Source organism: Microbacterium sp. (assembly GCF_052099035.1).
GTDB lineage: Bacteria > Actinomycetota > Actinomycetes > Actinomycetales > Microbacteriaceae > Microbacterium.
In genome coordinates this window covers 1-23154 of the sequence record NZ_JBQDSX010000046.1, presented here as the reverse complement: position 1 = coordinate 23154, position 23154 = coordinate 1, and the positions used below count along the sequence as shown (strand labels likewise).

At 66.4% G+C, this 23154-nt stretch carries 20 protein-coding genes; 3 read left to right on the top strand and 17 right to left on the bottom strand.

Going from position 1 to position 23154, the window contains the following annotated elements:
• Positions 1-187: 187 nt before the first annotated feature.
• The 4 genes from poxB to gabT are packed head-to-tail and all read right to left on the bottom strand — an operon-like array spanning position 188 to position 6204.
• Positions 188-1912 carry a ubiquinone-dependent pyruvate dehydrogenase gene (poxB, locus tag ACTIAO_RS13025; RefSeq protein WP_441906649.1) on the bottom strand — a complete coding sequence of 575 codons (1725 nt, stop codon included), beginning with the start codon at positions 1910-1912 and terminating at the stop codon, positions 188-190.
• 57 nt (positions 1913-1969) lie between these two features.
• Positions 1970-3331, bottom strand: a complete 1362-nt coding sequence (locus ACTIAO_RS13020; protein WP_441906648.1) for an NAD-dependent succinate-semialdehyde dehydrogenase — start codon at positions 3329-3331, stop codon at positions 1970-1972.
• Between the two features lie 14 nt (positions 3332-3345).
• Positions 3346-4818 (bottom strand): NAD-dependent succinate-semialdehyde dehydrogenase, encoded by a 1473-nt coding sequence (locus ACTIAO_RS13015; RefSeq protein ID WP_441906647.1) that lies wholly within the window; start codon positions 4816-4818, stop codon positions 3346-3348.
• Between the two features lie 21 nt (positions 4819-4839).
• Complete coding sequence (gene gabT / locus ACTIAO_RS13010; protein ID WP_441906646.1) at positions 4840-6204, bottom strand: 4-aminobutyrate--2-oxoglutarate transaminase; 1365 nt, start codon at positions 6202-6204, stop codon at positions 4840-4842.
• Positions 6205-6321: 117 nt separating this feature from the next.
• Between gabT and ACTIAO_RS13005 the strand changes: the two genes are divergently transcribed.
• Positions 6322-7809 carry a PucR family transcriptional regulator gene (locus ACTIAO_RS13005; protein ID WP_441906645.1) on the top strand — a complete coding sequence of 496 codons (1488 nt, stop codon included), beginning with the start codon at positions 6322-6324 and terminating at the stop codon, positions 7807-7809.
• A 26-nt stretch (positions 7810-7835) separates the two neighbouring features.
• Here ACTIAO_RS13005 and ACTIAO_RS13000 read toward each other — a convergent pair whose 3' ends face one another.
• The 3 genes from ACTIAO_RS13000 to ACTIAO_RS12990 are packed head-to-tail and all read right to left on the bottom strand — an operon-like array spanning position 7836 to position 12413.
• Positions 7836-9992 (bottom strand): FUSC family protein, encoded by a 2157-nt coding sequence (locus ACTIAO_RS13000; RefSeq protein ID WP_441906644.1) that lies wholly within the window; start codon positions 9990-9992, stop codon positions 7836-7838.
• Positions 9993-10051: 59 nt separating this feature from the next.
• Positions 10052-10912 (bottom strand): hypothetical protein, encoded by an 861-nt coding sequence (locus tag ACTIAO_RS12995; RefSeq protein WP_441906643.1) that lies wholly within the window; start codon positions 10910-10912, stop codon positions 10052-10054.
• A gap of 49 nt (positions 10913-10961) precedes the next feature.
• Positions 10962-12413: a helix-turn-helix domain-containing protein gene (locus ACTIAO_RS12990; RefSeq protein ID WP_441906642.1), complete on the bottom strand. Its 1452-nt coding sequence runs from the start codon at positions 12411-12413 to the stop codon at positions 10962-10964.
• Positions 12414-12538: 125 nt separating this feature from the next.
• Here ACTIAO_RS12990 and aceB point away from each other — a divergent pair, with 125 nt between their 5' ends.
• Complete coding sequence (gene aceB, locus ACTIAO_RS12985) at positions 12539-14194, top strand: malate synthase A (RefSeq protein WP_441906641.1); 1656 nt, start codon at positions 12539-12541, stop codon at positions 14192-14194.
• An 80-nt stretch (positions 14195-14274) separates the two neighbouring features.
• Here the strand turns inward: aceB and ACTIAO_RS12980 are convergent, their stop codons facing one another.
• Complete coding sequence (locus tag ACTIAO_RS12980; protein ID WP_441906640.1) at positions 14275-15987, bottom strand: acyl-CoA dehydrogenase; 1713 nt, start codon at positions 15985-15987, stop codon at positions 14275-14277.
• 112 nt (positions 15988-16099) lie between these two features.
• Between ACTIAO_RS12980 and ACTIAO_RS12975 the strand changes: the two genes are divergently transcribed.
• The gene (locus tag ACTIAO_RS12975; protein ID WP_441906639.1) at positions 16100-17299 is read left to right on the top strand and encodes a pyridoxal phosphate-dependent aminotransferase; all 1200 of its coding nucleotides are present in this window, start codon (positions 16100-16102) and stop codon (positions 17297-17299) included.
• 34 nt (positions 17300-17333) lie between these two features.
• Here ACTIAO_RS12975 and ACTIAO_RS12970 read toward each other — a convergent pair whose 3' ends face one another.
• From ACTIAO_RS12970 to rpsM, 9 genes are all read right to left on the bottom strand, one after another.
• On the bottom strand, positions 17334-17732 hold the full coding sequence (locus ACTIAO_RS12970) for a VOC family protein (protein ID WP_441906638.1): 399 nt from the start codon (positions 17730-17732) through the stop codon (positions 17334-17336).
• 16 nt (positions 17733-17748) lie between these two features.
• Positions 17749-18885 (bottom strand): UDP-N-acetylmuramate dehydrogenase, encoded by a 1137-nt coding sequence (locus ACTIAO_RS12965; protein WP_441906637.1) that lies wholly within the window; start codon positions 18883-18885, stop codon positions 17749-17751.
• Positions 18886-18902: 17 nt separating this feature from the next.
• Positions 18903-19301, bottom strand: coding sequence for a MaoC/PaaZ C-terminal domain-containing protein (locus ACTIAO_RS12960; RefSeq protein ID WP_441906636.1), 399 nt, complete (start codon positions 19299-19301; stop codon positions 18903-18905).
• Entirely contained in the window at positions 19298-19759 is a 462-nt protein-coding gene (locus tag ACTIAO_RS12955) for an FAS1-like dehydratase domain-containing protein (protein ID WP_441906635.1), read from the bottom strand. Before ACTIAO_RS12955 ends, ACTIAO_RS12960 begins: the two co-directional genes overlap by 4 nt.
• A gap of 63 nt (positions 19760-19822) precedes the next feature.
• Positions 19823-20620, bottom strand: coding sequence for a sulfite exporter TauE/SafE family protein (locus ACTIAO_RS12950; protein ID WP_441906634.1), 798 nt, complete (start codon positions 20618-20620; stop codon positions 19823-19825).
• A gap of 93 nt (positions 20621-20713) precedes the next feature.
• Positions 20714-21427, bottom strand: a complete 714-nt coding sequence (gene rplQ / locus ACTIAO_RS12945; RefSeq protein WP_441906633.1) for a 50S ribosomal protein L17, sunset domain variant — start codon at positions 21425-21427, stop codon at positions 20714-20716.
• A 34-nt stretch (positions 21428-21461) separates the two neighbouring features.
• Positions 21462-22451: a DNA-directed RNA polymerase subunit alpha gene (locus ACTIAO_RS12940; RefSeq protein ID WP_441906632.1), complete on the bottom strand. Its 990-nt coding sequence runs from the start codon at positions 22449-22451 to the stop codon at positions 21462-21464.
• A 124-nt stretch (positions 22452-22575) separates the two neighbouring features.
• Positions 22576-22974, bottom strand: a complete 399-nt coding sequence (gene rpsK, locus ACTIAO_RS12935; protein WP_033106075.1) for a 30S ribosomal protein S11 — start codon at positions 22972-22974, stop codon at positions 22576-22578.
• A 30-nt stretch (positions 22975-23004) separates the two neighbouring features.
• Positions 23005-23154: 30S ribosomal protein S13 (gene rpsM / locus ACTIAO_RS12930; RefSeq protein ID WP_441906650.1), on the bottom strand; the 150-nt coding region annotated here is incomplete at its 5' end.

Here is a 23154-nt window from a genome sequence, read left to right as displayed (position 1 = left end):
CAACCTGCGGTTTTGGAGACCGCTGCTCTGCCAATTGAGCTACCGCCCTAGAGCCCTGGTGGGCTCGGAGTCTGCCCCTCACCCACACCAAAGGCACGAGAAAAGAATGCAGACAACTGCCTGTCCAGTGTACGGCATGCCACGCGGCCCGGCGAACCGGGACGGCCGTGAATCCCGCACCCCCGACTCAGAACAGCTGACGCCAATTCGCCTTGGCAAGGTCGAGGAGCTCGTCGCCCCGGCCGGACATCACCGTACGAATCGCGTAGAGGGCGAAGCCCTTCACCTGCTCAGCCGTCACCGTCGGAGGCATCGAGAGCTCCTGCCGCTCCGTGACGACATCCAGGAGCGCGGGCCCATCGTGCGCGAGGACTGCGGCGACAGCATCCGGCAGATCCTCGCTCCGCTCGACGCGCCGCGCGAAGATGCCGAGCGCTTCGGCCACGGCTGCGAAATTCGGGTTCTCGAGGTCGGTGGCATAGGTAACGAAACCCGCCGCCTTCATCTCGAGCTCGACGAAGTTGAGCGAGGAGTTGTTGACCACGATCGTCTTGACGGGCAGCTTGTTCTGGGTGAGCGTTATGAGCTCACCCAGCATCATCGCCAGTCCCCCGTCTCCGGCGAGCGCGACCACCTGTCGCTTCGGCTGTGCGGTCTGCGCACCGATTCCGTGCATGAGCGCATTCGCCATGGACCCGTGCGTGAACGAGCCGATCAGTCGGCGACGACCGTTCATCGTGAAGTATCGCGCTGCCCACACCGTCGGAGAACCGACATCGGCGGTGAAGACCGCATCATCGGCCGCATGCTCGTCCAGAAGCCGGGCGAGGTACTGCGGGTGAATGGGGCTCTTCCCCTTCGATGGCACCGCGAGCTCATCGAGCTTCGCACGGGTCTTGCGGTAATGGGCGACGGCGTCGTCGACGTGCGAGCGGTCGGTCTTCGCGGCGATCCTCGGCATCAGCGCGTCAGCCGTCGCCTTCACATCGCCGACGAGACCGAGGTCGAGCGGATGCCGTTTGCCGAGCTGCGAACCGCGGATATCGACCTGGATGGTCGTGGTGCCGTCCGGATAGAACTGCGCGTAAGGGAAGTCGGATCCGAGCACGAGCAGCGTGTCGGCGGATTCCATCGCGCGGTACCCCGAAGCGAAGCCGAGCAGGCCCGTCATCCCGACATCGAACGGGTTGTCGTGCTCGATGAACTCCTTGCCGCGCAGCGCGTGCACAATGGGCGCGCCGAGGCGGTCGGCGAGCGCCACCACCTCGTCATGGGCGCCCTCGACGCCGGCCCCGGCGAGAATGGTCACCTTTTTGGCCGCGTTCAGCAGCTCGGCTGCCTTCTCGAGCTCCGGTGCACTGGGCACGACGACCGGATGCGTGCGCTTGATGACCGTCGTGCGGTTCACCGGAACCTCATCGAGCGCGACGTCGCCGGGAATGACGATGACCGCGACCCCGCGCTGTTCGATCGCGGCGCGCATGGCGATCTCGAGGATTCGAGGCATCTGGACCGGGTCAGCGACGTATTCGACGTACACGCTGCACTCTCGGAACAGCTCCTGCGGGTGCGTCTCCTGGAAGTATCCGGTGCCGATCTCACTCGTCGGGATGTGCGCGGCGATCGCGAGCACGGGCACACGGGAGCGCTGCGCGTCGAACAGGCCGTTGATCAGGTGGAGGTTGCCGGGACCGCAGGAGCCCGCAACGACGGCGAGGTCACCGGTGATCGCGGCATCCGCAGCTGCGGCGAACGCGGCCGACTCCTCATGCCGCACATGCAGCCACCGGATCGTGCCGTCTTTGCGCAGCGCATCGGTGAAGCCGTTGAGCGAATCACCGGGGATGCCGTAGACCCGGTCGATGCCGTTCGCGCGAAGAGTCTGGACGATGTTCTCTGCAATGTTGACCATGGCTCTGACCATACGCGTTATTCCGGGCGCTTCGACAGGCTCAGCGACCGGATGCAGTCAGGCGGTGCGGATGAGCTTCTTGTTGACGAACTCGTCCGCGGCCAGCAGGCCCAGTTCCCGCGAGGTGCCACTGCGCTTGACCCCACCGAAGGGGAGCTCGGGGCTGTCGGCGAGCACGAGGTTGATGTAGACCATGCCCGCTTCGATCCGATCCGCTACGCGCTGCGCCTGCTCGGCATCGGTCGTGAACAGATAGGACCCGAGCCCGAACGGGGTTCCATTCGCGATCGCCACGGCATCGTCCTCGTCGGCGGCGCGGTACACGACCGCGGCGGGACCGAAGAGCTCTTCGCGGTACACGTCCATGTCGGCGGTGACATCCGCCAGCACGGTCGGAGCGAAGAACGCCCCGTCGCGAGTGCCGCCGGTGAGCAGCGTCGCGCCCTGGGAGACTGCGCCGTCGACCTGCGCCTGCAGACGCTCGGCCGCAGCCAGCGACGAGAGCGGCCCGAGAACCGTATCTTCCTGCGTCGGATCCTCAGCGCTCACGGCGGCAAGGGCTGTGACGAACCTCTCGGCGAACTGTTCGTAGAGACCATCGACGATGATGAAGCGCTTGGCACCGTTGCAGGACTGACCGTTATTGTCCAGCCGTGCGTCCACTGCCGATTGGACGACCTCGTCGAGGTCGTCGGTCGAGAGCACGATGAACGGATCCGATCCGCCCAGCTCCAGGGCGACCTTCTTCAGGTTGCGTCCGGCGATCTCGGCCACGGCTGCTCCCGCACGCTCGGACCCGGTCACCGACACTCCGTGCACACGTGGATCGGCGATGATCGTCGCCGCCTGCTCATTGGTCGCATACACGTTGACGTACGCGCCATCGGGGAGTCCGGCATCCGAATAGATCACCTCGAGCATCGCCGATGACTCCGGACACTGCGGGGCGTGCTTGAGAATGATCGTGTTGCCGATCGCGAGGTTCGGGGCCGCGAAACGCGCCACCTGGTAGGCCGGGAAGTTCCACGGCATGATGCCCAGCAGCGCTCCGAGCGGTGCGCGCCGGATCACCGCGGTGCCCTCCCCCACGATCTCGAGCGGCTGGTCCGCCGTGATCCGCTCGATGTTGTCCGCGTAGAACTCGATGATGTCGGCCGCGAACTCGACCTCGCCGACCGCTGCGGCGATGGGCTTTCCCATCTCCTTGACGATCACCGCGGCGAGCTCATCGACGCGCTCCCGGTGCAGATCGGCAATGCGACGGATGACACCCGCGCGGTCTGCGACGGGCGTGGACGCCCAGGTGGATGCCGCGGCATCCGCTCGCGCGACAGCATCCTCGATCCGAGAGTCGGTGAAGGTGTCGTACGTTGCGAGAATCTCCCCTGTGGCGGGGTTGGTCACGGTGTAGCCGGTCATCTTCGTTCGTCCTCTCAGGCGGGGATCAGGGTGTACTTCGTGGACAGGTACTCGTGGATGCCCTCGAAGCCGCCTTCGCGACCGACACCGGACTGCTTGACTCCGCCGAACGGAGCAGCCGCGTTCGAGACCACACCCACATTGAGACCCATCATGCCGGTCTCGAGGGCATCGATCATGCGGTGTCCGCGGGCGAGGTCCTCCGTGAAGACGTACGAGACCAGGCCGTATTCGGTGTCGTTGGCGAGGCGCACGCCCTCCTCCTCGGTGTCGAAGGTGGCAATGGCGAGCACCGGTCCGAAGATCTCCTCACGGAGGATGTCGCTGCCGCTTGCGACGTCTGTGATCACGGTCGGTTCGAAGAATGTGCCTTCTCCCTCGATCACGTCACCGCCCGCGAGCACACGGGCTCCGCGCTTCACCGCATCCCCGACGAGGTCATGGGCCTTGGCGACGGCATCCGCATCGATGAGCGGCCCGATCGTGACGCCGTCCTCGGTGCCGCGACCGATCTTCATCTCCTTGACCCGAGCGGAGACCCGATCGGCGAATTCGCCGGCGATCGAGGACTGCACGATGAAACGGTTCGCGGCCGTGCAGGCCTGACCGATGTTGCGGAACTTCGCCGCCATCGCGCCGTCGACGGCCTTATCGAGGTCGGCATCCTCGAAGACGACGAAGGGAGCGTTGCCGCCCAGTTCCATCGATACGCGCAGCACGCCCTCGGCGGCCTGGGCGATGAGCGCACGGCCGACTTCCGTCGAACCGGTGAAGGACAGCTTGCGCAGCCGGGGGTCGGCGATGATCGGCGCCGAGAGCTTCGACGAGGAAGAAGTCTGCACGACGTTCACGACACCGGCCGGCAGACCCGCCTTCTCCAGCAGCGAGACGAAGAAGATCGTCGTCAGCGGCGTGAGCGCCGGCGGCTTGATGACGACGGTGCATCCGGCTGCGAGGGCCGGGGCGATCTTACGGGTGGCCATCGCGAACGGGAAGTTCCACGGCGTGATGAAGAACGACGGACCGACCGGCCGCTGCGAGACGACCATGTGCCCGGTGCCTTCCGGATTGATGCCGTATCGACCCGAGATGCGCACGGCTTCCTCGCTGAACCAGCGCAGGAACTCTCCGCCGTAGACGACCTCACCGCGTGATTCAGCAAGCGGCTTGCCCATCTCGAGCGTCATCAGCAGCGCAAGGTCCTCTTTGTGCTGCTGAACGAGATCGAACGCTCGGCGCAGGATCTCGCTGCGCTCGCGCGGCGCCGTGGCCGCCCACATCTCCTGCGCGGCGACAGCGGCATCGAGGGCGCGGATGCCATCGCTCGCTGTCGCATCGGCAATCGATGCGAGCACGGCGTTGGTCGCCGGGTCGCGCACATCGAAAGTGCGTCCGCCCTCGGCATCGATCCATTCGCCCCCGATGAACAGCCCGGTGGGAACCCGGCCCAGAAGCTCGGTCTCATTCGCTGCAAGCGCAGTGGTCATGGTCGTCTCTTTCCCAGTGGATCAGGCTGCGGCGAGCGCCGCGGCTACGATGTCGATGCCCTCGTTCAGCAGTTCGTCGCCGATGGAGAGCGGTGGCAGGAATCGAATGACATTGCCGTAGGTGCCGCAGGTGAGGACGATCACGCCCTCGGCGATGGCGGCCTTCGCCACCGCGGCGGTGAGCGCGGCATCCGGCGCACCTGTTGCCGCGTCGACGAACTCCGCGGCGATCATCGCTCCGTGCCCGCGCACGTCGCCGATCCGAGGATCGGTCGCCTGAATCGCGCGCAATCGGTCACCGAGGATGCTGCCGATCTGCTGCGCCCGCTCGATGACCCCGTCGTTCTCGAAGATGTCGATGGCCGCGAGAGCTGCGGCGCACGCGATCGGGTTGCCGCCGTAGGTGCCGCCGAGCCCCCCGGCGTGCGAAGCATCCATGATCTCCGCCCGACCGGTGACGGCTGCGAGCGGGAGACCGCCGGCGATGCCCTTGGCCGTGGTGATGAGGTCGGGCTCGATGCCGAAGATCTCGCTGGCGAACATGTGTCCGGTGCGGGCGAATCCGGTCTGGACTTCGTCGGCGATGAAGACGACCCCGTTCGCGCGGCACCACTCGACAAGTGCTGGCAGGAATCCGTCGGCGGGAACGATGAAGCCGCCCTCCCCCTGGATCGGCTCGATGACGAGGGCTGCGAGGTTGTCGGCGCCGATCTGCTTCTCGATCTGCAGGATCGCTCGCGCCGCGGCATCCGCCCCGGATAGGCCGTCGCGGTAGGGGTAGGACATCGGTGCCCGGTAGACCTCGGGGGCGAATGGGCCGAATCCGCTCTTGTACGGCATCGACTTCGCCGTCAGCGCCATGGTGAGGTTCGTCCGGCCGTGGTAGCCGTGGTCGAAGGCGACGACGGCCTGGCGTCCGGTGTGCTTGCGCGCGATCTTGATCGCATTCTCGACGGCTTCGGCGCCGGAGTTGAACAGGGCGCTCTTCTTGGCGAAGTCGCCGGGGGTGAGCCGGTTCAACGCCTCAGCGACCTCGATGTACGACTCGTAGGGCGAGATCATGAAGCAGGTGTGCGTGAACTGCGCAGCCTGAGCAGCAACGGCGGCGGCGATCTTCGGGTGCGCGTTGCCGACCGTGGTGACAGCGATGCCGCTGCCGAGGTCGATGAATGAGTTGCCGTCGGCATCGACCACGACTCCGCCGCCCGCGGCCACGGCAGCGACAGGAACCGTGTGCCCGACTCCGGCGGGAACGGCATCCGCTTTTCGCGCCAGGATCGCGGCGGAGCGCGGACCGGGAAGCTCGGTGACGAGGCGACGCACCTGAGGGAGATCGGGTCCGCCGGAGGGTGCGACAGCAGGCGATGCGGTTTCGAGAAGGGCCATATTCGTGAGCGTAGACCGGACTATCCCGCTCTGCACTCGCCAGAGCGTACAATTTAGCCAACCTGTTCGCCTGTTCGTATAACACTGCCTGCCCGTACAACACTGCCGGAGGATGCCGTGGACCAGCCCACCTTGCGTGCTCTGCTCGGCCGGCGCGACCTCGGTCTCCGTCTAGTCGGTGACGAGAGCCGGCTGCCCGCGGAGAACCTGGACCGACCACTGCGCTGGGTGCACTCCTCTGATCTCCCCGACCCCACTCCGTTCCTCGCCGATGATCTCGCGCTTCTCACCACCGGCAGCCAGTTCGTCGACGAGCACGCCGACGACATCGAGGCCTACGTCACCCGCCTCGCCGATCGCGAGGTCATCGGGCTGGGGTTCGGAACCGGGGTGCAGCGCCCGCACATTCCTGAGCGGCTCGTCGGTGCCTGCGCCGGGGCGGGGATCCCGCTGTTCGAGGTTCCCTACGACACACCGTTCATCGCCATCGCCCGCGCTCATGCCGAGGCGATCGCGGCGCAGTCGTACGCTCGTCGCACCTGGGCGCTGGATGCTCAGCACGCACTCGCGATCGCGGCCCTTCGCCCCGAGGGCCTCGAGTCCACGCTGACCGAGCTTGCTCGCCGGCTCGGACACTGGGTGGGGATGTTCGATGCGACCGGGGTGCTGGTGCACGAGCATCCGCAGCGAGGCGTCGCGACCGAAGCTGTCGATGCTCTCGCCGTTCGAGCGACCGAGCTCATCTCCCGCGGTGGACAGGCCGGTCAGTCGTTGACGCTGGGGGCTGACTCGTTCACGTTGTTCACCCTCGGCCGCACCCCGCACCTGCGTGGCGTGATCTGCATCGGCACCGCCGCTCTCGACGCGGAGTCCCGCGCGGTGGTCACATCGGTCATCGCGATGGCGGGCCTTGCGATGGAGCAGAACGAGCGGCTGACCGCGGCGTACCGCCGGCTCCACGCCCAGGTACTGGCATCGCTGCTGCTAGATGACCCGACCCTCGCGCGCCATGTACTCGGCACGATTCCCCCACCCCCGGTCACGGTCGCCATCGCGGAGGCCGATGCTCCAGCCGATGCGATCGCGCCGTGGTGGGAACGGCGGCGAGCCGGTCACCGAGCAGTGCTCCTCGATACCGGCCCGGATGCTGGAATCGTCATGGTTGCCACGGCGGACGACGGCACCCTGTTCGACGATCTGGCCGCAGACTTCGGCATCCGCATCGGTGTCTCCGCACCCGAAGACTACGCAGCGTTCTCACGCGCGCACGCGCAAGCGAGCGCGGCGCTCACCCACGGGGGCAGCGGGGCTGTGCGCTATGCGGACACGGCCGCCACGGGCATCCTCGGCGCTCTCGCCACGGACGAGGCTCGGCTCATGGCCCAGTCCCGTCTCGCGCCGCTGCGCGCAGACGGTCGCGAGCTCGAACGGTCGCTGCGCACCTGGCTGGAGCACGACGCACGTTTCGAATCGGCGGCGGCTGCACTCGGCATCCACCGCCACACGCTGCGCTCTCGGGTGGCTGAAGCATCCCGACTGCTCGATCTGGATCTGTCATCGTTCCCGGCCCGCGCTGAACTGTGGGCACTGCTGCAGACCGCCTGATGCACAGGCTGCGGCGTGCGCGCCGATCAGGCCGGCAACGCGGCGACCGTCGGGATCTCGCTGTGACGCCCGGTGCCCCCTGTGGTGTCATCGCTGATCCGTCGCAGTGCCCAATCGATTCTCGCGAGCGCCATGATCGCGGCGGACGCGGCCGTGCTCGCCCCGGGTGGCAGCTGGTCAAGAGCCAGGACGACGGCGGGGCGATCAGGGTCATTGTCGTGTTCCGCGTGGGGCTCGCATATTGCGCGGCGAGCGTTGGCGGCTGAGGCGGTCACCGTGCTGATCGCGTCGTCCACAATCTGCGCCGAGGCCTCATGCGTCTCGGGCGCGACGGACGATTCCGGTGTCACGACGCTCTGGGTGAGACGGGCCGCGGATCGCGTGATGACGTACATGAGGTGTACGGCCGTCGACTCCCGCTGCGCTCCGCTGATGCGGAAGGCGGCAGCCATGCCGGACACGGAGAGATCGACATCGGCCTGGGTCGCCTCGAGTGTGCGAAGGCTGGAGAGCACGCCGACCTTTTGCCCCGTGGTGCCCAGGGCGGCCGACACGGATTTCAGCACCGCATCGAGCGCGTCGAAGTAGGCGTTCACCTTGGTGATCAGAACCGGTCGGGAGTTGGTCGATCCGATGAGGTAGGCGCAGACGACGCCGATCACCGCCCCCGAGAGCGTTTCGATGAGGCGCAGCTCGAGAATTTTCGTGTCGAGGACTCCGAGCAGCCCATAGAGCGCGACGAGCATGACCGTCAGCGAGAATGCGGAATAGACGTAGTTCAACGGGCCGAAATACAGCATGCAGAACACGCTGACGACACAGATCGCGATCATGACGCTCTTGTTGTGATCGGCCAGGATCACCGGCACCACGCCGACGACGATCCCGAGCGCGGTGCCGGCGACGCGTCGATACGCACGGGTGAGGATGCCGCTGCGCGTCGACGCTCCGATGAAGATGACGAAGGCGGTCATGACCGCCCAGTACCAGCGCGATGCCGAAATCGCCTCGCCGACCGCGCAGGCGAGTGCCGCCGCGATCATCGCCTGGACGGCCATCCGGCTCGTTGCCTGCCACTGACTCCAGGGGACCCAGTGCAGCGCAGGACGGGCTGCGGGTTTCTTCGCAGCGGCTGGTGAGCTCGTCTCCTTCACCCGACGCCCATCGTGCACGAGCCCGTGCGAGAGGTCGATTTCGCGCACGCGCATATGTGCGATCGTGCTCCGCGCGAGCAGATATGCGGCGAAGTCGCCGTCCTCGCCGCGGTGCCCGCGTGCGATGACGCCTTCGGCCCACTCCTTCGCCGCAGTGAGCTGCTCCGCAGAGGCGCGCTCGTCGAGAATGATGCGGAGCTGCGCCCGAGCATGTGACGTCGCGTGCTGCGAGGCCGGGGCGCCGGGCGAGGCGCCCTTGGCCAGTTCGTAGCAGGCCTCTTCCGTGTCCACGCGCGCATCCAGCACCCGAGCGGCGAGGGTGCCCTCGTCGCAGGCGACGTACCGGTCGGTCGGGAAGTGCTGCTGCCAGGCGGTGATCGCACGGGCGACATCATCGACGCGTGCGAGCGCGGCACGCAGGCCGCCCCGGTGATCGGTGTGCGATGTCGCTCGCAGTGCGGATGCCGATGCTGCCCGCAGTTCTTTGAGGAGAACGTCGATCTCCGGGCGAGGACGCTTCAGCAGCATGAGAGACCGCACCACCAGCTGCGTGGCGATCGCGCACGCGCCGATGAGACAGAACACCGGAAGGTGCTCCAGCGTCGGTTTCATGAACAGCGTGAAGAAGTAGCCCATGAAGCTCAGCGACCCCAGTGCTCCGGCACGAGGTCCGAAGCGGCGAACCCAGATCGCGACTCCGGAGAGCACGACGAACACACCGATGACGACCAGTCGGTTCGATGACAGTGCGGCCGCCACGACGATGGCGAGCAGGACCGCCGGAATCATCAGGGCTGTCGTGACGACTCGCCCTGTTGCGGATCGGTCGCGCACCATGTTTCCTGCCATCACCGACAGGAACACGGACATCGCCAGCAGCCCGCCATCCGCGTGGAACTCCTTGACGATGATCATGCCCACCGCGGCGCTTGCCGCCGCGCCCACCGCCACGCCGATCGCGACGGTGAGCCTCGCCCGCCCGGGGTCGCGTGCGGCGAACGCACTCCCGATTCGAGAGCGGGGTGTCATCTCATCCTCCTGCGGGCTGGCCGTTGCGCGATCCGCTCACAATAGCGTGACGCACGAAGCTAGTCTGCCTGGGCATGCGCACGCGCGAACATCACCCGCACGCACCCCCAGCCCATCACCAGCACACCCGCAGTGACGAAGACGACACCGAACAGCCACACCGCATCGTCCCAGAAGAAGACTCCGTAGGTCGTCAGCGCATGCAGGAGGCGGCCGAGGTCCTCGGGGAACTCGGTGATGCTTCTCCCGTCTCCGAACTGCCACAGGCCGATCCCGAGAACGGTCGCGCCGAGCCCGACGAATACGAAAGCGGTGGTGGACATGCGTTTGCCGCTCTCGACCTTTTCCAGGTGCGAGCCCTGAGCCGCGATGTGCGGTGTGCGGATCGAGATGACCGGAAGCACAATGATGAGCGCGACACCCAGCGGGACGCACATGCCGATCACATAGCTGCCCATCGGAAGGAGGAGCAGCTGCTCGGCGATCCCCGCGTCCCAGTAGTAGTGGAAGCCGCCGTTCTGCGTCTGAGCGTCGGCGATGGCATCTCGAACGCCGGGGAACGCGACAGCGATCAATTGAATCACCGCCACGGGAACGGCGACGAAGGCCGGGGCGAAGAAGCAGGCGGAGACGAGGCGCATGATCACGGTTCCGATCGACGCCAGGCGCTTCCATGCGATCTCGAGCATGCACCACCCGGCGTAGATGCCCGGGGCTGCGATGAAGAGGTTGCCGGCGAAGCGTTCGCCATCGGCATCCGTCATCGAATCGAAGACGCCCCAGATGCCGGCGACGATCGCCACGATCAGCACGATGAGATTGACACCGCTCACGAGCGAACGAGTCTCGTCACGCCACGGGTGCGCGCTCGCCTCTTCGAGAGTTTCTTCTGCAGGTTCGTCGACAGGCTCGTCGGTCATGGCAGCCCCTCCTGAAGTCACGACCTCGCCAGGTTAGCGCTCGGAGCGGTCAGCGCGGGGCGTGCGCCTGAAGGAACTCGTACACATCCGTCGTGTCGACCCCAGGGAACGATCCCGTCGGCAGCGTCGCGAGCAGGGTGCGCGGGGTCTTCACGTTCGGCCAGGAGTGCTCGCGCCAGCGCTCCTCGAGATCGGCGGGCGCTCGACGACAGCACACCTCGACGGAGTGCTTCGAGACACCGCGATTCGGGGTATCCCGCCCGACGAACCACCTCGTGTCGTCGAAGCGCACCCCGACGCTCACCGAGTGCAGTCCCTCACTCGAGGACTCCACCCGAGCTGTGCACCAGTAGGTGCCATTGCCTGTGTCGGTGTACTGGTAGTACGGATTGAAGCGGTCGTCCTCGTCGAAGACCGTCCGACTGGTCCACCGCCGGCAGCACATCTGCCCCTCGATCGCCCCGAGCCGGTCGGTGGGGAAGTTCACATCGTCGTTCTCATACGCCTTGGTGATCGTGCCCGACTCGTGCACCTTCAAGAAGTGCACCGGGATGTCGAGGTGCCGCGTGGCGAGGTTCGTGAACCGGTGGGCCGCCGTTTCGTAGGAGACCGAGTACGCGTCGCGGAGGTCTTCGATCGAGATCGCGCGGCGCTGTTTCGCATCCTTCAGCGAGGGCACGACATGCGCCTCGGGGATCAGCAGCGCCCCGGTGAGGTAGTTCGTCTCCACACGCTGGCGGAGGAACTCCGCATAGCTGCGCGGCTCGGCGTGCCCGAGGATGCGGCTCGACAGCGCCTGCAGCACAGCTGTGCGCGCGTCGCCCTTGGCCGGGACGCTGCTCGAGAGATACAGGCGCCCATTCGCGAGGTCAGCGACGCTGCGCGTGGTCTGGGGCAGGTCCGGCGCGTAGTGCAGGGTGAAGCCCAGGTACGCCGCGATCTCGGATGCCGTGCGCTGGGTGAGCGGGCCACCGGGGTGTCCGACGGCGCTGAGGATATCGGCGGCATGGGTCTCGAGGTCTTCGAAGTAGTTGTCCTGGCTGCGCATGAGGTGGCGCAGCTCGACGTTCGCCCGCCGCGCCTCTTCCGGAGTTGCCGCACGCTCGTCCTTGAGCCGATCGATCTCACTGTGCAGCGCGAGCAGGGCCTTGAGAGCATCCATCGGAACGGTCTTCGAGATGCGGAACGGATCGATGCCGAGCGCCTGGAAGGTCTGCCCCTTCATGGCGCGCTCTAGGGCGATCTCGGCGGCGCTGCGTTCGTCGAGCGGCTCCCCCTCCATCAGCGCATCCATGCCCACGCCGAGGGCGCGCGCGATCGACTGCAGCTGACTGAGCTTCGGCTCGCGCTTGCCCGTCTCGATCATCGACATCTGGCTGGGGGCGCGATCGACGGCCGATGCGAGGCCTTCGAGCGTCATGCCTCGCGCCGTGCGCAGCTGGCGGATGCGACGCCCGATCGTGAGGGCATCGGAGTCTTCTCGAGCTTCAGCGGTCGTCATGGAGGAGATTCTGTCACGAAAGCAGAAGTTTTGGAATTCTTCACTCGGGATATGTACGTGCAGGGTGGTGAACTTCACTCAGAGTGGATGTCAAGCCATTCATCTCGACCAACCGAGGAGACATCATGAGCACTCCCACCGCTGCACCGACCACTGCTCCTACGCAGACCATCCAGCAGGGCCCCACCCTCACGGTCACCGGTCCCGTCCGCGATCGGTTCGACGAGATCCTCACCCCCGAGGCGATCGCGTTCCTCACCGAGCTGCATCACCGCTTCGCGAACCGTCGCCATGACCGGCTCGCCGACCGCATGCGCCGTCGGTTCGAAATCGGCAGCGGCCATGACCCGCAGTTCCGCGACGACACCCGCCACATTCGCGATGACGCCGACTGGCGGGTCGCCGGCGCTGGCCCCGGACTCGAGGACCGCCGCGTGGAGATCACCGGCCCGACGGACCCGAAGATGACCATCAACGCGCTGAACTCGGGCGCGAAGGTCTGGCTCGCCGACCAGGAGGATGCCACCAGCCCGACCTGGCAGAACGTCATCGGCGGCCAGCTCTCGCTGCGCGACGCGATCCGCGGCGAGCTGAAGTTCACTTCTCCGGAGGGCAAGACGTATGAGGTCACCGCCGAGCAGACGCCGACCATCGTGATGCGTCCGCGCGGCTGGCACCTGGTGGACAAGCACCTGACCTTCATCGATCGCACCGGACGCAGCATGGCAGCATCCGGGTCTCTGGTCGATTTCGGACTGTACTTCTTCCACAACGCGAAGGCTCTGATCGAGAACGGCCGCGGCCCCTACTTCTACATCGCCAAGCTCGAGTCCAGCGAAGAGGCGAAGCTCTGGGACGACGTCTTCACGTTCGCGGAGGACTACATCGGCATCGAGCACGGCACGATCCGCGCGACGGTCCTGATCGAGACTCTGCCTGCCGCGTTCGAGATGGACGAGATCCTCTACGAGCTGCGCGATCACTGCGCGGGCCTGAACGCCGGACGCTGGGACTACATCTTCTCGATCATCAAGAACTACCGTGGCCGCGGTGCACGATTCGTGCTGCCGGACCGCAGCGAGATCACGATGACGGTGCCGTTCATGCGCGCCTACACCGAGCTGCTGGTCAAGACCTGCCACAAGCGCGGGGCCTTCGCGATCGGCGGTATGAGTGCCTTCATTCCGAACCGCCGCGACCCCGAGGTGACGGCATCCGCGATCGAGAAGGTCTCGGCCGACAAGAAGCGCGAGGCCGGCGACGGTTTCGACGGCACGTGGGTGGCGCACCCCGACCTGATCCCCACGGCTCAGGCAGAGTTCGACGCGGTGCTCGGTGACCGCCCGAACCAGATCGATCGCCAGCGCGATGATGTGCATGTGACTGCCGAGAACCTGCTGGACCTGCGCATCGGGCGTCCGATCACCGCGGCGGGCGTGCGCGGCAACGTGTCGGTGGCGATCCGCTACATCGAGGCGTGGCTGCGGGGCCTGGGCGCCGTCGCGATCGACAACCTGATGGAGGATGCCGCGACCGCTGAGATCTCGCGATCGCAGGTGTGGCAGTGGATCCACCAGGACCGCTCCACCGAGGACGGTACGCGCATCACCCCCGAGTACATCGAGGGCCTGATCACCGAGGTGCTCGCGCAGAGCACGCGTTCTGCAGGCGATCGCTTCGACGATGCGGCAGAGATCTTCCGCGAGGTGTCGCTGGGGGCGGAGTTCCCCGCGTTCCTCACGCTGTCGGCCTACTCGAAGTTCCTCGTCGACGAGGACTGATCGCGAGAATCGGTCTCCACGACGAGAATCGTCCTACCAGCACAAGTCTCGTGCGGTAGGACGATTCTCGTTGGGATACGTCAGCCAATCTCGCCGGAGGCGACCGTCTCGGCGAGCGCGTGCACGTGCGCGAGGTGGTGCGCAGTGTAGAAGTCGGCATTGGTGAGGCGCGCGGCATCCTCGTCGGAAGGCGTCTCGTGGGCTGCGACGGCGACGACGGCGAGCGCATGCATCCATCCGCCGGCCAGCGTTCCCAGCAGCATCAGATACGGGACGCTGACGGATGCCGCGTCGCGTCCGGCACCGAACGCGAGAAGTGCATCCGTGGCGCGGCGCGCGGCATCCAGCGCACGACCGAGACGATCCGCCACACGCACAGCGATCTCTCCGCCCTCACGCAGTCCGGCCACTGTCTCATCCATCTGCGCGAACAGCTCGGCGACCGTGGCGCCGCGGTCGCGCAGCACCTTGCGGCCAATGAGGTCATTGGACTGGATCGCCGTGGTGCCCTCGTAGATCGGGACGATGCGGGCATCCCGATAGTGCTGGGCTGCGCCGGTCTCCTCGATGAAGCCCATGCCGCCGTATACCTGGATGCCGTCGCTGGTCACGTGCAGCGCTTCTTCACTGGCCCAGCCCTTGAGGATCGGCACGAACAGCTCGGCCATGCGGAGCGAATCGGCGCCGCGATCGAACAGGTCACCGACGTAGACCGAGAGAGCGCGCATCGCGAAGACCTGGCTCGACATGGAGCGCAGGATCCGGCGCACATCGGGATGCTCCGCGATCGGAGCGCCCGCGGGCCGATCGAGCACGGGCCCCTGGAGGCGTCCGGCAGCGTAGTCCGCTGCGCCCTCATAGGCGCGGTGCGAGATCCCGGTGGCCTGATGCCCCATGCCCACGCGCGCGGAGTTCATCATCACGAACATGCCGGCCAGGCCCCCGTTGAGTTCTCCGACGAGGTACCCGGTCGCGTCCTCATAGGCGAGCACGCAGGTGGGGCTGCCGTGGATGCCGAGCTTGTGCTCGAGCGCGACGGTCTCGATGCTGTTGCGCTCCCCGAGCGTCCCGTCATCATTCAGGAGGATGCGGGGCGCGACGAAGAGCGACAGTCCCTTGGCGCCGTCCGGAGCACCGGGCGTACGGGCGAGCACCAGGTGGACGATGTTCTCTGCGACGTCGTGATCGCCCCAGGTGATGAAGATCTTCTGCCCGCTGATCGAATACGTGCCGTCGTCGCGCGGGGTGGCCATGGTGCGGATCGCGCCGAGGTCGGTGCCCGCTTCCGGCTCCGTGAGGTTCATCGACCCGGTCCACTCGCCGCTGACGAGCTTGCTCAGGTAGGTCTCGCGCAGTTCTTCGGATGCCGCGGCATCGAGCGCGTGGATGGCCCCGGCCCCCAGCATCCAGCACAGCGCGAACGCGGCATTGGACGCGTTCCAGATTTCGCCGAGACCGGCGCCGACGGACTGCGGGAGTCCGTCGCCTCCGGCGGATTCCGGTGCGGTCGCGCTGACCCAGCCTGCTTCGACGAGCGCCTGGTACGCCTCGGGGTACCCCTCGGGCAGATGCACCTCGCCGTTCACCAACTGCGCGCCGATCTGGTCGCCGGCCCGGTCGAGCGGAGCGAGGACCTCGGCCGCGAACTCCCCCGCACCGGCGATGATCTCCACGGCGTCGTCGGCGCTGAGCGCACCATCGGATGCCGCGGCGACGATGTCCCGACCGAAGGCCTCTTTATAGAGGAAGGCGTAGTCGGCGACGGGCGGAACGTACGGGGTTGCAGCGCTCATCATTCACTCCTGATCGGTGTTGCGAGACTCCGAATCACTATAGCTGGGACTCAGTGTCACTTCTAGTATGTGTCGCTGGGGATGTCCGATGCTTCCGAGTAGCATTTGAGGCGTGATCGAACGCGCCCCCCTCTCCCGCAAACTGTCCGCAATCGCCGAGTCGGCGACCCTCAAGGTCGACGCCAAGGCCAAGGCGCTGAAGGCCGAGGGCAAACCCGTCATTTCCTATGCCGCCGGCGAGCCCGACTTCTCGACGCCGCAGTTCATCGTGGATGCCGCGGCCGAGGCTCTGAAGGACCCCTCGAACTTCCGGTACACCCCTGCTCCCGGCCTGCCAGCCCTGCGTGAGGCGATCGCGGCGAAGACGCTGCGCGACTCCGGGATCGAGGTCTCACCCAGTCAGATCATCGTCACCAACGGTGGAAAGCAGTCCGTCTACCAGTCGTTCCAGGCGGTCGTGAACCCCGGCGACGAGGTACTGCTGCCGGCACCGTACTGGACCACCTATCCCGAGGCGATCCGTCTGGCCGACGGCATCCCGGTCGAGGTGTTCGCAGGCGCCGACCAGCACTACAAGGTCACCGTCGAGCAGCTCGAGGCAGCTCGAACCGATCGGACGACCGTGCTCGTCTTCGTCTCGCCCTCGAACCCGACCGGCGCGGTCTACACGGCCGCGGAGGCGAAGGCCATCGGCGAGTGGGCCGTCGAGCACGGCATCTGGATCATCACCGACGAGATCTACCAGAACCTCACCTACGAGGGCGTGAAGGCGACGTCGATCGTCGAGGCCGTGCCGGATGCTGCCGGCCAGACCATCCTCGTCAACGGGGTCGCCAAGACCTATGCGATGACCGGCTGGCGCGTGGGCTGGATGGTCGGCCCTGCAGATGCCATCAAGGTCGCCGCAAACCTGCAGTCGCACCTGACCAGCAATGTGAACAACATCGCGCAGCGCGCGGCGATCGCGGCTCTGAACGGACCGCAGACCGAGTCGGAGCAGTTCCGCGAGGCGTTCGACCGCCGTCGCCGGCTCATCGTCTCCGAGCTGTCGAAGATCGATGGCGTCCAGGTGCCGAACCCGCTGGGGGCCTTCTACGTCTATCCGGATGTTCAGGGTCTGCTGGGTCGCAGTTGGGGCGGCGTGACGCCCACGACATCGCTGGAGCTTGCCGACCTCATCCTCGAGAAGGCCGAAGTGGCTGCCGTTCCCGGCGAGGCCTTCGGCCCGTCCGGCTACCTGCGCCTGTCCTATGCGCTCGGTGATGACCAGCTGCTGGAAGGCATCCAGCGCCTGCAGAAGCTGTTCGCGTAGGCCGCGCCCGGCGCTGAGGTCGGCGGGGCCGACGTCAGCCCTCCTGGTAGCCGATCAGCCAGCGGATGCCGTAGCGATCGGTGACCTGTCCATCGAAGTCTCCCCAGGGACGCTTCTGCAGCGGGTCGATCGCTGTTCCCCCGGCAGACAGCTTCGCGAACCACTCGTGGAGCACGTCGGGCTCTGCCGTCCCGAGCAGCGAGAAGCTCGTTCCGACGATGTGGACGGCATCTTCGTCGGGTCCGGCATCCGCGGCGAAGAGCTCGACAGTCCCCTGCAGCATTCCGTGACCGATTGCGTCGGCCGGCCCGTCCGTGCGCTGTGCGTCGGCGTACGTGTAGAGCACGAGCTCGCCACCGAACACATCACGGTAGAAGGCCAGTGCCTCCGCGGCGTTGCCGGGAAAGAACAGGTACGGGACGAGTCCACTCATTCCGCGAGTGTACTGCTTACAACTCCACGCCTACCAGAACGGGCTCGGGCTGGAGGAGCAGGCCGAACTCGGAGTGCACACGCGCCTGGATGTAGCGGGCTAGCTCCGCCAGCTCACCCGCGGTCGCGTCTCCGCGGTTCGTGAGCGCGAGCGCGTGCTTGGTCGAGATGCCCGCACGCGATCGTGGCAGGTGGAACCCCTTGGTGATGCCAGCATTCTCGATCAGCCACGCTGCACTGACCTTCACCTCGCTGCGCACCATCGGGGCCTGCGGCACGTAGCCGTCGTACGACTCCAGGGGAATCACCGTCGTCACGTCGTGGTCGGCCTGCACCGGCCAGCGCGGGCACTCCGGGGGCAGCTGCGCCGCCACGGACTCCGGCACGACCATGTTCTGGAAGAACGATCCGGCGCTGCGAGTGTCGGGATCCTCCGGGTCGAGCAGCATCCCCTTCGCGGCACGGATCTCGAGGATCTGCTCGCGCACACTCGTCAGCGGCACGGGTTCGTCGCTCGTGATTCCGAGGGCACGACGCAGCTGGTCGCCGCCGATCCGGCGACCGCCAGCGCCGACGTCGGCGAGATCGAGCGTCACCGACAGGATCACTGCGCGTCGGATCGGCGCGCCGCCGTAGTGATGCTTGAGTACCGAAGTGCGAAATCCCAGGCCCAATTCGGATGCTGGAACCGTGGACACTTCGCCGGTCAGCTCATCGATCAGCTCGACCTCGACGAGAGTCTCCTGGATCTCCTGCCCGTACGCCCCGACGTTCTGCACGGGCGCGGCGCCCACTGTTCCCGGTATGCCGCTCATCGCTTCGACACCGGCGAGTCCGTGTTCGACCGTGTAGGCGACGAGGTCGTCCCAGTTGTGGCCGGCCTGCACGCGCAGCCGCTTCCGGCTTTCGTGGGGGGACGGCAGCTGCTCGATGCCGGTGGTGAGAATGCGGATGACCGTGCCTTCGAACGGCTCATCACCGGCGAACAGGTTCGAGCCACCGCCGAGCACGAACCACTCGTCGTTGCGCGACCACGTCTCGCGCAGGGCCGCGACGAGTTCGTCGGCGCTCGTAGCATCCAGCATCCGCTCGGGGGCAGCTCCCGTGTGCAGCGTCGTGAGCTCCGCAAGGGGAAGCGGGGTGATCTCGACCATCTCGGCGCGCTCGTCTCTCAGATCGCGACGCGCAGCTGCGCTTTGACGAGCACGGTCGCGTCGGCGTGCTTGACCGTGAGGTCGATGCGGGCCGAGGTCTCATCGACGGCGCCGACCTTCGCTAGCACCGACACATCTGCTCCGGCATCCGGATCGACGACGACAGGGCGCGTGAATCGCACGCCGTAGTCGGTGATCTTCGTGTCGGCATCGAGCGCCGCGATCACGACGGATGAGGCGAGTCCCATCGTCAGCATCCCGTGGGCGAGCACGCCCGGCAGACCGACAGATGCCGCGACATCGTCACGGTAGTGAATGGGATTGAAGTCTCCGGACGCGCCCGCGTAGCGGACGAGTGACTCGCGCGTGAGGTGGATCGTGCGCTCGGCGACGATCTCTCCGACGGTAAAGGTCATGCGTCCCCCTCGGTCTCTTCGGATCCGATCAGCAGCACGCTCGTCGCGGTGACGACGTGATCGCCTGCGGCATCCGTGATCTCGGCTTCGCTGGTGACCATCGAATTTCCTGCCATCCTGCGGATGCCGGTGACCTTGAGCCGTCCGGTGAGTTCATCACCGGCGACGATCGGCTTGGAGTATGTGAACTTCTGCTCGGCGTGGATGGTACGGGCCAGCACGATGCCGGAGTCGGGCGAGGCGAGCAGCTGCTGGAGCGTCTGGTCCTGGATGACCATCGCGAAGGTGGGCGGAGCGACGACATCCGCATAGCCGAGCGCGCGGGCGGCGTCGACATCGGTATGCAGCGGAGCGTCGGCGAAGACGGCACGAGCGAACTCGCGGACCTTCTCACGGCCGACCAGGTACGGAGGCGTCGGCGGGAACTCCCGACCGATCAATTCGTTGTTCACAGGCACCGGATCAGTCTATCCAGCCTCGACCATCGCGCTCAGCGGGGGCTCCGGGAGAAACCCTGCCACTCAGCGTCGGCGACCGCGGATCGCCTTGATCGCCATTTGCGTGGCGATCACGATCAGGTACGCGGCGAAGAGGATGTTCCCCGCGAGCGGGTCGATCAGTGTCGCCAGCCACGCGCCGAGCGCGGTCATGGTGCAGGCGGAGATGCCGATGATGCCGGCGGCGAGCAGGTCGACGTTGCGATGGCGCAGGTTCCCGATCGTGCCGGACAGCGCCGTGGGAATCATCGTCAGCAGCGAGGTGCCCTTGGCCTCAAGATCGCTCGTGCCGAACGCGAGCATCAGCACTGGCACGATGATCACCCCGCCACCGACACCGATGAGGCCGGAGAGGATGCCGGTGCCCACACCGACCAGGACGAGGGCGCTTCCGTTGATCCAACCGAGTTCGAACGCTGCGCTGCGCGAGGGGATGACGAGGAACAGGCTCACGATGACGACGACGAGGAACCCGATGAAGCCCCACCGCAGTACGGTCTGTGAAACGCGCGGCAGCAGTCGCGTGCCGATCTGTGCGCCGACGACAGCCCCCACGGCCAGCAGGAGCGCGGGAATCCAGGCGACGGAATCGTGGATCGCGTACGAGATGACACCGACACTCGCGATCGGCACGATGGCCGCAAGAGAGGTACCTGCGCTGATGCGGTGATCGAAGTGGACCAGGAGGACCAGGAGCGGCACGATCACCGTGCCACCACCGACCCCGAACAGGCCGGACAGGAGTCCAGCGATGAGGCCGATGACGATGAAGGTGAGGTACGCGCGCGGACCGCGGACCTTCACGTCGGGAAGTTCACTCACTCGCGCAAGCCTAGCGTCTGCAGCATCCGCGCCCGGAACGAGCGAAGGCCCGCCATCCCGAGAACGGGATAGACGGGCCTTCGCTACGAGGTGTTACTTGCCGGCCTCGACGAAACCAGCGGCCTCAGCGGCCTCAGCGGTGCGGAACCAGACCTCAGCGACGGTCTGCTCGTACCACTGGCCATCCGGGCGGTGGAACTTCATGGAGTCCTTGTTGCCCTTGATGTCGAATCCTTCAGGAGCGGACCCGTCCTCGTTCGGAGCAGCGGAGTCCGCGCCGAACTCGCCATCGACGACCGCAGCAGCGGCGGTCGCCTCAGCGGCGGCCCCCTCTTCCTGCGACTCGGCGCCAGCGTCAGCAGCGGGCTTCTCGTCAGCCTTGTCGGCCTTGACAGCCGTCTCGGCCTTCGGGGCTGCCTTGGTGGTCGACTTCTTCGCCTTGGGAGTGACGGGCTCGAGAACGAGCTCGATCACGGCCATCGGAGCGTTGTCGCCCTTGCGGTTGCCGACCTTCGTGATGCGGGTGTAGCCGCCCTCACGGTCAGCGACCAGCGGTGCGATCTCGGTGAAGAGGACGTGTACGACTTCCTTGTCACCGATGATCGCCAGCACGCGACGGCGTGCGTGCAGGTCTCCGCGCTTGGCGAAGGTGATCAGACGCTCAGCGAGCGGACGCAGGCGCTTGGCCTTCGTCTCGGTCGTCTTGATCGACTTGTGCGTGTAGAGAGCAGCAGCCAGGTTGGCAAGCAGCAGACGCTCGTGTGCGGGGCCGCCTCCGAGGCGGGGTCCCTTAGTGGGCTTGGGCATATTGATCTAACTCCTGGTCAGAATTTCGGGGAGGTCAGAAGGACTCGTCTTCGCCTGCGCCGTAGAAGTGGGCGCCGTCGAAACCGGGCACCGAATCCTTGAGCGACAGACCGAGCGAGATGAGCTTGTCGCGCACCTCGTCGACCGACTTCTGGCCGAAGTTGCGGATGTTCATGAGCTGCGTCTCCGACAGCGCCACGAGCTCGGACACCGTGTTGATGCCCTCACGCTTGAGGCAGTTGTAGGAGCGGACCGAAAGGTCGAGGTCCTCGATCGGCATCGACAGCTCGCTGGAGAGCACGGGCTCAACAGGTGCCGGGCCGATCTCGATGCCCTCAGCCTCGTTGTTCAGCTCGCGAGCGAGGCCGAACAGCTCGGTCAGGGTCTTCGCAGCCGAAGCGACAGCGTCACGCGGGATGATGCTGTTCTTCGTCTCGACGTCGAGGATGAGCTTGTCGAAGTCGGTGCGCTCACCGGCACGAGTCGCCTCGACCCGGTAGCTGACCTTGAGGACCGGCGAGTAGATCGAGTCGACAGGAACCTGTCCGGCCTCGGCGTACTCGTTGCGGTTCTGGGTCGCCGACACGTAGCCGCGGCCACGCTCGATCGTGAGCTCCAGCTCGAACTTCGCGGTGTCGTTGAGCGTTGCGATGACCAGCTCGGGGTTGTGCACCTCGACACCGGCCGGAGCCGAGATGTCAGCGGCGGTCACTTCTCCGGCACCGGTCTTGCGCAGGTATGCCGTGATGGGCTCATCGCGCTCGCTGGAGACGACCAGCTGCTTGATGTTGAGGATGATCTCGGTGACATCCTCCTTCACGCCGGGGATGGTGCTGAACTCGTGCAGCACGCCGTCGATGCGAACGCTGGTGACAGCAGCACCGGGGATCGACGACAGCAGGCTGCGACGCAGCGCGTTGCCGATCGTGTAACCGAAGCCGGGCTCCAGAGGCTCGATGATGAACCGGCTCCGGTTCTCGACGATCTTTTCCTCGGTCAGTGTGGGACGCTGTGCAATAAGCACTCTGTGTTCCTTTCGATCACATGCCCGCTATATGACATGTGGTGGGTGAGGTTTTTGAGTTGTGGAAGTCAATGCCCTGACGGGCAGAGCGAGGGATGCCGGAGCATCCCTCGCTGCAGCCGGATCAGACGCGGCGACGCTTCGGCGGGCGGCATCCGTTGTGCGCCTGCGGGGTGACGTCCTGGATCGAGCCGACCTCGAGGCCTGCGGCCGTGAGGGAGCGGATCGCGGTCTCGCGGCCGGAGCCCGGACCCTTCACGAAGACGTCGACCTTCTTGACGCCGTGCTCCTGAGCCTGGCGGGCAGCCGACTCGGCAGCCATACCAGCGGCGTACGGGGTCGACTTGCGCGAGCCCTTGAAGCCCACTCCACCCGACGATGCCCAGCTGATGACAGCGCCGGACGGGTCGGTGATCGAAACGATCGTGTTGTTGAACGTCGACTTGATGTGGGCCTGGCCCAGCGCGATGTTCTTCTTCTCTTTGCGGCGCGGCTTGCGCGCGGCGGCCTTAGGTGCAGCCATGAAAGTATTCTCCTATTCCCTGGCCGCTGCTTAGCGGGCCTTCTTCTTGCCGGCGACGGTGCGCTTCGGGCCCTTGCGGGTGCGGGCGTTGGTCTTGGTGCGCTGGCCGCGGACCGGAAGGCCACGACGGTGGCGGATGCCCTCGTAGGAGCCGATCTCGACCTTGCGGCGGATGTCTGC